This window comes from Bacillus sp. JJ1764, assembly GCF_036962145.1.
Classification (GTDB): domain Bacteria; phylum Bacillota; class Bacilli; order Bacillales; family Cytobacillaceae; genus Neobacillus.
On the sequence record NZ_JBALNY010000225.1, the window covers coordinates 1 to 3,727 of the forward strand.

The following is a 3,727-nucleotide window of genomic DNA, read 5'->3' on the forward strand; positions in this document are numbered from 1 at the left end:
CCATAATTTGCATGGGGTCCACTGAAAATGTCTTTCATAAGCACAATGAACGTCAAAATCTCTATTGGTTTCATCGAAAGTGTCTTTCAAAGCCTACGACCTCAAAAATCCCCATTGGCCTCCATCAAAACTGTTTTTCATAAGTTGAAAGATCACTCCCGGTACCCCCAAGTGAAAATGGCCCTCATCTATTATCAAATGTAATTCGCCTTATAGTCTCTTTAAAAAGACATAACTAGTCTTATCATATTCCATTTTTTCTTCATAAAACCGGTGCGCATCTACTCGCTGAAGTCCGGAGGAAAGGGATACAGCTTCATAGCCATGTTCTCTTGACCAGTTTTCAACATAGGAGAGCAGGGCTCTTCCATGACCTTTGGAGCGAACGTTTGCATCTGTAACGAGATCGCATACCCAAATGGCTCTTCCGTTGTAAAGAGTAATCATCGGCATAAATCCAGTGACAGCAACAATTTGATCATTTTCAAAAACGGCCGCCAATCTGTAATCTTCTTTTGCCACGGCTTCCTCTACAATCTCAAGAAAGCTGTCTTCATCTAAATGTGTACGTAGTTGCTGCATAACCGGAAATGCCTCTAGCCATTCTCGTTTATTCGTTAATTCTTTAATAATGATTGAATGATTCATATCTATTCCCCTTTATTCAGATTATAAAAATAATTTAATCATAAACTATAAAAATTAAAAAGCAACGAGCACACCCGCTGCTTTCAGAAGCTTACCTTAATTTGCTCTTAACAAACTCGCCGATTTCGTCAATTGATTGTTGGCCTTCCGGAATGGTGAAGGTTTGAAACACGTGCCACATATCTTCCCAGATTTTGAAGGTTACGTCAGCACCAGCTGAACGGGCACGATCAACAAGGCGGGTGGAGTCGTCCAACAGGATTTCATCATTTCCGACATGTACAATCATTGGAGGTAAACCGGATAAATCTGCGTAAATCGGTGATACGATTGGATTTTTTGGATCTATTTCACGAAGGTACATAACGGGAACTTCTAAAGTCAAATTCGGACTTAACCACGGGTCAGCTTCTTTACGTGTTTCCATGGATTCTCCAGTACCTGCTAAATCGGTCCACGGTGATATTAATACAGCTACTGCCGGTAATGGTTCCCCATTTTCTTTTAAGGTTAATAGAGTAGACATGGTTAATCCGCCGCCAGCAGAGTCACCGCCAATAATAATGTTTTCTGGTTGGTAGCCGGAAGAACACAGCCAATGGTAAGCATGTAACGCATCTTCTAACGCTGCTGGGAAAGGATGTTCAGGTGCTAAACGGTATTCAGGAACAAGAACACGTGCTTCAGTGGAGAAGGATAGTTTGGAGGCTAAGTAGCGATGGGTATTGCAGCTTCCCATGATATAGGCTCCTCCATGTAGGTAAAGGAACACCCGGTCTGCCTTCGCATTTGGGGCGGAAACCCACTCTGCCGGTATTCCTTCAATAGTTGTTTTTTCAACTTGAACATCTGATACATCGGGGGTTAAAGCTGATAACATTTCAAGGCCTTGACGAGCTGCTTCAATACTAAATTCAGCAGCCGCAGACTGGCCTTGGCCGGTTGATTGGGCCTTTAAAAATTGTTTAACCATCAAACTTTCTGGACTTGCCATGTAGTTGTCCCCTTTCCAAACGACAAAATGTGTACGAGTTAGTACTTCTATAGAAGTTTGAATAAATCCTTCATCCTCAAGAAAAAAAGAACCTGAAAGGTCCTTTTAAAAATTATCGAGGAACCAATGGTTTTACCGAAATGGCTGGCGTTAACGAGGTAATCATACACCCTTCTAATTGTTCTTCCTTTAGTAAACCAAGGCTTAGTGCTGCTTTAATTTTTGCATCATCAGGCTTTTTAACGGTTAGGATCAGATCGTGAAGCTGTAATTCTTCTAATCTCTTAACAGTAGTTTCCTCGTTAAATCGCTCAGTTTTACGTACTTGCCGCTGAAGTTTATAGCCGCTAATGGTAACTTCTCCTTTATGATTAGAACCGATCAAGTTATCAAAGTAATCTTGAAACTGATCCTTCAATTCATTCATTTTCATTTCAATTTCCTTTTTCTGTTTGTTGAGCTCATAATATTGTACTAGCATATCTCTGGTGATCAAGCTTCTCGCCTCCTCGCGAACATATATTCTATTTTATGGCCGTTTTTTGATAAATAGTACATAAATACTCTTAGCAATAACAATATATTTTTTGACAAAAATTGTATTTAGACACACATCTATGATACTATTAATTTGAATATTCGAATTTTTTATAATGGGGTGGGAGAATGAATGTACCATTAGTGTTACCGCAATTTTTGGACAGAGCTGTTGCGTTATATGGGGATAAACCGGCAGTCTATTGTGATGAAAGGATATTTACATACGAACAATTAAATGGTCGGGTCAACCAGCTTTCTCATGGTCTGAAGGAATTGGGGGTCAAAAAAGGAGATCGAATCGCTTATTTAGCACCCAACACTGTAGAAATGCTCGAAGGATTTTATGGGATATTTCAGTTGGGGGCGATCATGGTTCCGCTCAATATCCGTTTGAAGCCAGAAGACTACCTGTTTATTTTGAATCATAGCGAGTCAAAGTTGCTTTTTGTCGATCAGGATTTGTATGATTTAATTAAACCAATCAAAGGAAAATTAGAAACAGTGGAGCGTATTATCGTCCAATATCACGATTCGTCAACAAATGAAATCGATTACAATCAATGGCTATCAAGTTTTTCAACGGAAACTTTTGACCGTGCCGAACTCGATGAAAATGATGTGTGCAGCTTGCTTTACACAAGTGGAACAACAGGTAATCCAAAGGGAGTTATGTTGACTCACCGCAATAATTACTTGCATGCGCTAAGTTCCATGCATCACCTAAGAGTTACTGATCGTGATGTATATTTACATGTTCTTCCTATGTTTCATGTTAACGGTTGGGGATCACCGTTTTACTACACTGCCAATGGTGCAACCCATGTTTGTTTGAAAAAAGCCACGCCTGAATCCATTTTTCAGGCGGTTCAGAAGTATAAAGTCTCAGTTCTGCACATGGCACCTACGGTCTTGAACGCGTTGTTGCAGTATTATGAAAAAAACCTTCCGGAGATAGAACAGGATGTTCGTGTTGTCATAGCAGGTTCCGCTCCGCCGCCGGCATTTGTAACACGAGTGGAAAAAGAATTAGGCTGGGAGTTTATTCAGGTCTATGGGATGACTGAATCGTCACCGCTTAGTCTGATTTCGACCATACGAATGCAATTAAACGATTTATCTCCAGCAGACAAGGCAAAAATAAAAGCTAAAGCAGGCTACCCGATGATTGGGTGTGATGTTCGAGTTGTCAATGATTTTGGTGAAGAAGTGGCCCACGATGGGGTGGAGATTGGTGAAGTTATAACAAGGAGCCATGGAGTAATGCTTGGGTACTGGAAAAATGAAGAAGCAACCATGGAAGCCATCCGAGAAGGGTGGCTGCACACCGGTGACATGGGTACCGTAGATGAATTTGGCCATATTGATATTGTTGACCGCAAAAAGGATATTATTATTAGCGGTGGAGAAAATATATCATCGATCGAGGTGGAAGGGGCCTTGTATGAACATCCAGCCGTTCTTGAGGCAGCCGTAATTGCCGTCCCACATGAAAAATGGGGTGAAACTCCGCATGCTTATGTTGTTTTACGGGACAATCATCATGCA

Annotated in this window: 4 protein-coding genes; 1 reads left to right on the forward strand and 3 read right to left on the reverse strand. The window is 40.9% G+C overall.

Annotation, left to right across the window (positions count from 1 at the left end; all coding sequences use genetic code 11):
• Positions 1-210: 210 nt before the first annotated feature.
• The 3 genes from V7083_RS22735 to V7083_RS22745 form a co-directional block, all read right to left on the reverse strand.
• The gene (locus V7083_RS22735) at positions 211-648 is read right to left on the reverse strand and encodes a GNAT family N-acetyltransferase (protein ID WP_335482371.1); all 438 of its coding nucleotides are present in this window, start codon (positions 646-648) and stop codon (positions 211-213) included.
• Between the two features lie 91 nt (positions 649-739).
• Positions 740-1,642, reverse strand: a complete 903-nt coding sequence (locus V7083_RS22740; protein WP_335482373.1) for an alpha/beta hydrolase — start codon at positions 1,640-1,642, stop codon at positions 740-742.
• Between the two features lie 112 nt (positions 1,643-1,754).
• Positions 1,755-2,138, reverse strand: a complete 384-nt coding sequence (locus V7083_RS22745; protein ID WP_335482375.1) for a hypothetical protein — start codon at positions 2,136-2,138, stop codon at positions 1,755-1,757.
• Between the two features lie 170 nt (positions 2,139-2,308).
• Between V7083_RS22745 and V7083_RS22750 the strand changes: the two genes are divergently transcribed.
• The coding region (locus V7083_RS22750) for a long-chain-fatty-acid--CoA ligase (RefSeq protein WP_335482376.1) at positions 2,309-3,727 on the forward strand (1,419 nt) is incomplete at its 3' end.

What these genes read in the sequence shown, in the direction of transcription:
- V7083_RS22735 (WP_335482371.1), bottom strand. Translation starts at nt 648, where the DNA reads ATGAATCATTCAATCATTATTAAAGAATTAACGAATAAACGAGAATGG.
- V7083_RS22740 (WP_335482373.1), bottom strand. Translation starts at nt 1,642, where the DNA reads ATGGCAAGTCCAGAAAGTTTGATGGTTAAACAATTTTTAAAGGCCCAA.